General features: G+C 73.9%; 3 protein-coding genes. All 3 read left to right on the top strand.

The annotated features are described in order from the left end of the window. The coding region (locus tag D6689_03755) for a hypothetical protein (protein RMH43948.1) at positions 1-893 on the top strand (893 nt) is incomplete at its 5' end. A gap of 165 nt (positions 894-1,058) precedes the next feature. Next, on the top strand, positions 1,059-1,775 hold the full coding sequence (locus D6689_03760; protein RMH43949.1) for a glutathione S-transferase family protein: 717 nt from the start codon (positions 1,059-1,061) through the stop codon (positions 1,773-1,775). Between the two features lie 58 nt (positions 1,776-1,833). Further along, entirely contained in the window at positions 1,834-5,589 is a 3,756-nt protein-coding gene (locus D6689_03765; protein ID RMH43950.1) for a serine/threonine-protein kinase PknK, read from the top strand. The last annotated feature ends 37 nt before the right edge of the window (positions 5,590-5,626 follow it).

Consider the following 5,626-nt stretch of genomic DNA (forward strand, 5'->3'; position numbering starts at 1 on the left):
ACCGCTGGCCCCGATTGTCGTTGCTGTGCGCGCAGTGCCGCGTCGCGCTCGCCGAGGGCGAGCTGTGCGATCGCGACGGCAAGCATCCGGTGGTCCGGCTGGCGGACGCGCGCGGCGTGGAGGACCTGCGCGCGCACGTGTGGGGCCCGATCGAGGTGCGGCGCGCGCTGGTGCGCGCGCAGCGCCAGGCGCGCACGCGCCGTGCGGCGCGGCTCGCCAATGCGATGGCCGCCGGCGCCGTGGTCCTCGCCGGCACCACCGCGCTGTTCGTGTTCGCGACGCCGCTCATCGCGGCGGTCGGCTTCGGCGGCGGCGTGTTCGCGGCCGCCGCGTTCCAGCGCGCCCGGGGCCTCGTGCACCGGTCCCGCCGCTGGCCCGTCCGACCGCGGGGCGCCCGCGCGCGGCCCGCCGGCGACCCGCGCGACCCGGTGGTCGCCGGCACGGTGACCGCGACCGCTGGCCGCGCGCAGCCGCCGCCGTTCGGCGGCCCGATGTGCGTCGCCTACGGCCTGTGGACGTGGGCCGCGGGCGAATTGACCTATTGCGAGCAGGTGACCGTCGGATTCGACCTCGCCGCGGACGACGGCCGGCGCATCCGCATCCCGCCGGGCCGGTGCCGGATCGAACCGCCACCCGCGCCGGCGGCCGCGCGGTGGACCGTGGTCCGCTACGTCGCGGGGCGCACGCCGTCGCACGCGGCGGGCGCCCCGTTCGAGCCGATCCCGATCGACCGCTTCGCCGTCGCCGCGGTACGGCCGGGCGACCGCATCGCGGTGCGCGCTCGGCTGCGCGACGTGCCGGACCCGACCGCGCCCGCGTCCGGCTACCGGGACCGACCGGCGACGGTCGAACGTGCCGACACGGTGCCGACGCTGCTGCGCTCGCGCGCGTGACGGCAGGCGCCGCGCCGATCCGCCCGTGCCCCGGTGCCGTCCAGCGACGCACACTGACGGGCATCCGACCGGCCACAGGGCCGGCGCGCCCGTCCGGGACGCCGCGCGCCCGTCCGGCCCGGCGCGCCGCTGGCCCACGGGGCCAAATCGCGGTAGAAGCCCGCCATGCAGACCGCGACGCTGTACCAGTTCGAGCTGTGCCCCTACTGCCACAAGGTCAAGGCGGCCCTGGACGTCAAGGGAATTCCCTACGCCAAGGTCGACGTCAACCCGATGACCAAGAAGGAGCTGCCCGAGTTGCCGGCCGACGCGCCCAAGAAGGTGCCGGTGCTCGAATTCGACGGCGACCGCGTGTACGACTCGACGGACATCTTGATGTTCCTCGACGGCAAGCGCCGCGAGCCGATCCCGCTCGTGCCCGACGACCCCGCCGCCCGCGACAAGGCGCTGCAGGTCGAGCAGTGGGTCGACGACGACCTGAGCTACGTGCTGCCGACCGTGATCTATGGATCGTGGAGCGACGCGGCCCGCGCCGCCAAGGTGGTGGCGCGCACGAGCAACTTTGGCTTCGTGCAAAACGCGATCGTGCGCGGCGGCGGATCGTTAATCATGCATCAGGTGGCCAAGCGCATCATCAAGAAGCGCGGCGGCGGCAACCCGCAGCAGCTGCTCGACGCGGAACTCGATCGCTTCGAACAGTGGCTCGGCGACGCGGACTTCGTGTGCGGCGACGCGCCGTCGATCGGCGACATCGCGGCACACGGTTGCCTCACCTGCATCCGCGACTTCCCCGCGTTCGCGACCATCATGCAGCGCCCGCGCATCGCGGCGTGGTACGAGCGGGTGCAGGCGATCCGCGACGCGAACCGCGCCCAGGCGTAACGGCGCGCGGGCGGGCGCGGGGCCGTTCCCGCCCGTGATAGACTGGCGATCCGCGTCGATGCCGGACCTCGAGGACACAGACCCCTCCGAACTCGAGGACACGGATCGGTTCCGCATCGTCGCGCGCATCGGCGACGGCGGCATGGGCGTCGTCTACGAGGCCATCGACCGCGACAGCGACCAGCGCGTCGCCCTCAAGACGCTCAAGTCGATGCGAGCCGACGCGCTGCTGCGGTTCAAGCAGGAGTTCCGCTCGCTGCGCGACATCCGCCATCCGAATCTCGTGTCGCTCGGCGAGCTGATCGAGGACCGCGGCACCTGGTTCTTCACGATGGAGCTGGTCGACGGCCAGGACTTCCTCGCGTACGTCCGCACCGGCACCGACCACGTCGCGGACGAAACCCCGCAGTGGTCGCAGCCAACGGTCGACGACGCGGACTCGACGGTCACGATGGGGATCCCGCCGAGCCGCCGCCGCTACGGCACCGGGTTCGACGAGGCGCGCCTGCGCAGCGCGTTCGCGCAGCTCGCCGCGGGCGTGTCCGCGCTCCACGCCGCGGGCAAGGTCCACCGCGACATCAAGCCGTCGAACATCCGCGTCACCCCGGACGGGCGGGTCGTCCTGCTCGACTTCGGCCTCGTGCGCGCCATCGGCAACAGCGACGACGACCTCACGGCCAGCGACCGGCTCGTCGGCACCGTGCGCTACATGGCCCCCGAACAGGCGGCCACCGGCACCCCGGTCGGGCCGGCCGCCGATTGGTACAGCGTCGGCGTGCTGCTGTACCAGTCGCTCACCGGGCGCCTGCCGTTCGATGGCCCGCCGATGCAAGTGCTGATGAACAAGCAGCGCAGCCGCCCGGTCCACCCGCGCAGCCTCGAGCCCGACCTGCCCGACGATCTCGCCGAGTTGTGCATACAGCTTCTGGCGACCGACCCGGCCGACCGGCCGACGGAGCGCCAAATTCGCGCCGTGCTGCGCCCACCGGGCGCACCGGCGACGGAGCCGTCGCGTCCGTCGGTCACCCGGTCAGCCGTGTTCGTCGGCCGCGCGCGCGAACTCGACGCCCTGCAGGCCGCGTACGAGGCGAGCCGCGCCGGCGCGCCCGTCGTCGCGCTGGTCTGCGGCGAGTCCGGAATTGGCAAGAGTGCGCTCGTGCAGCAGTTCATCGGGATGCTGACCGCGCGCGATGCCCGCGTGGTCGCGCTGGCGGGTCGCTGCTTCGAACGCGAGTCGGTGCCGTACAAGGCGGTCGATGAGTTGATGGACGCGCTCGTGCGCCACATGCACCGGCTGCCGGCGATGGAGGCCGCGGCGCTCGTGCCGCATCGGGCGGCGCTGCTGGCGGACGTGTTCCCGGTGCTGCGACAGGTGCAGGCGATCGCCCAGGCGCCGCGGCCCGCGCACGCGGCCGCCGAACCGCGCCAACAACGCGCCGCCGTATTTCGCGCGCTGCGCGAGCTGTTCGTCCGCTTCGCGGAGCGGCGACCGCTCGTGCTCGCGATCGACGATTTGCAGTGGGCCGACGCCGACAGCCTCGCTCTGCTCGCCGACGTGCTGCGCCCGCCGGACGCGCCGCCGTTGCTCCTGGTGGCCACGCTGCGGCCCGCCGAACCCGGCGCCGATACGGCGATCGCGGCGCTGCCGGGCGACGTGCGCCGGATCGACCTGTCGCGACTGGCCGACGAGGAGGCGCGGGAGCTTGCCGAGTTGCTGCTGCGCTTCGCCGGGCCGGACGCGACCCTGCGGCCGGAGGACGTCGCGGCGGAGGCGGCCGGCCACCCGCTGTTCATCCACGAACTGGTCCACCACTGTGAAATGTTCGGGGCGGCGGGCGGCAGAGCGATGGCGTTGGAGGACGCGCTGTGGGCGCGCGTCGAGCGCCTCGATCCGTTGGCGCGACGCGTGGTCGAGTTGGTCGTTCTCGCCAACGGCCCGATCGCGCTCGAACGAATCGCGGCCGCGGCGCAGTTGGAGTTCTCGGACGTCGCGCGCGCCGTTGGCGCCTTGCGGGTCGCCTATCTCGTTCGTTCCACGGGCAACCGTCGGCCGGACACGGTCGAGGTCTACCACGACCGCATCCGCCAGGCAGTCGCGCGCCACATGACCGCGGCACAGCGGCGCGACGGCCACCGCCAGCTCGCTCTCGCGCTCGAAAGCGCCGCAGCCCCCGACGCCGACGCCCTCGCGATGCACTGGCAGGAAGCCGGCGACGCCGAGCGCGCGGCGCGCTATGCGCTCGCCGCCGGCGACCAGGCCGCGGCCGCGCTCGCGTTCGACCGGGCGGCGACGCGCTACCGCACCGCGCTCGCGTGCCTATCCGACGGACCCGACCGCCACGCCGCTCTCGTCAAGCTGGGCGACGCGCTCGCGAACGCCGGTCGCGGCGTGGATGCCGCGCGCGCCTATCAAGACGCCCTGCCGACGGCCAACCGCGCCGAGCGCCTCGAACTGCAGCGCCGGGCGGCCGAACAGCTGTTGCGCTGCGGCCACCTCGACGAGGGGCTCGACCAGATTCGCAGCGTGCTGGACGCGGTCGGCATGACACTGCCGCGGACGTCGCGCGCGGCGTTGTTGCAGCTGCTGTGGCGCCGGCTGCGCATCTTCCTGCGCGGGCTGCGGTATCGGCCGCGCGACGAGAGCGAGCTGTCGGAGGCCGAGCTGCGCCGCATCGACGTGTGTTGGTCGGTCGCGGCCGGCCTGTCTCTCGTCGATCCGGTGCAGTGCACGAACTTCCAGGCGCGACACACGCTGCTGGCGCTCGCGGCCGGCGAGCAATCGCGCATCGCGCGCGCGTTGGGCGTCGAGGCGGCGTTCGTCGCGCTCGGCGGCCACAAGAAACTCGCACGCGCCGAGCGCCTGGTCGACGCGGCGCGCGCGGCGGCCAACGCCAGCGGCGACCCCCACGCAGTGGGCATGACGCAATCGTGCGCCGGCATGGTGGCGTTCTTGTGCGGCGACGTACGGCGGGCGCGGGCCTACTGCGAGCCCGCCGAGGAGATCCTGCGGGTGCGCTGCACCGGTGCGCTGTGGGAGCTGATGTCGACGCAGGTGTTCACGATGTGGGCTCTGTTCTTCCTCGGCGAGCTGCGCGAACTCGCTCGCCGCGTGCCGGCGATCCTGGCCGAGGCGCTGGACCGGGGCGACCTGTACGCATCGGCGGACCTGCGCATGGGGATCGCGAGCTTCGCGTGGCTGGTCGACGACGCGCCGGACGAGGCGGAGCGCCAAATCGACGAGGCGATCGCGCCGTGGTCGCAGAAGGGCTACCACCTGCAGCACTACTACGAGCTGATCGCGCGCGCGCACATCGATCTGTACCGGGGCGAGCCGGACCGCGCGTGGCGTCGGGTCGAGGAGGGCTGGCGACCGTTCGCGAGGTCGCTGCACCTGCGGATCGAACAGGTGCGGATCGAGGCGGTGCACCTGCGCGGTCGGTGCGCGCTCGCGGCGGCGGCGGCCGCGGCGGGCGAGGTGGAGCGCGCGCGGCTGCTGCGCGAGGTGCTGCGCATCGCGCGCCGGCTGTCGCGGGAGGCGCCGACGTGGGCGGGGGGCTGCGCGGCGCTGTTGCGCGCGGGGGTGCACCACCTGCGCGGCGAGACGGGTGAGGCGGCGACGGAGCTGCGCAAGGCGATCGCGGCGTTCGACCAGTCGGGGCACGGCGTGTTCGGGCAGGCTGCGCGCGCGCGGCTCGCGACGGTGCAGCCGAGCATGGCGACGGTGGAGCGGGCGGCGTTCGAGGAGTGGTGCGCGCGGCAGCGGCTGCCGCGGCCGGAGCGAATCGTTGCGGTGTTGGTGCCGGGCTTCGACTGAGGGATGCGCGCGCGGGCGGGGCCGGCGGGCGCGCGAT

The sequence above is a fragment of the Deltaproteobacteria bacterium genome (genome assembly GCA_003696105.1).
In the GTDB taxonomy this organism is placed as follows: Bacteria; Myxococcota_A; Polyangia; order Haliangiales; family J016; genus J016.

What these genes read in the sequence shown, in the direction of transcription:
- D6689_03760 (RMH43949.1), top strand. Translation starts at nt 1,059, where the DNA reads ATGCAGACCGCGACGCTGTACCAGTTCGAGCTGTGCCCCTACTGCCAC.
- D6689_03765 (RMH43950.1), top strand. Translation starts at nt 1,834, where the DNA reads ATGCCGGACCTCGAGGACACAGACCCCTCCGAACTCGAGGACACGGAT.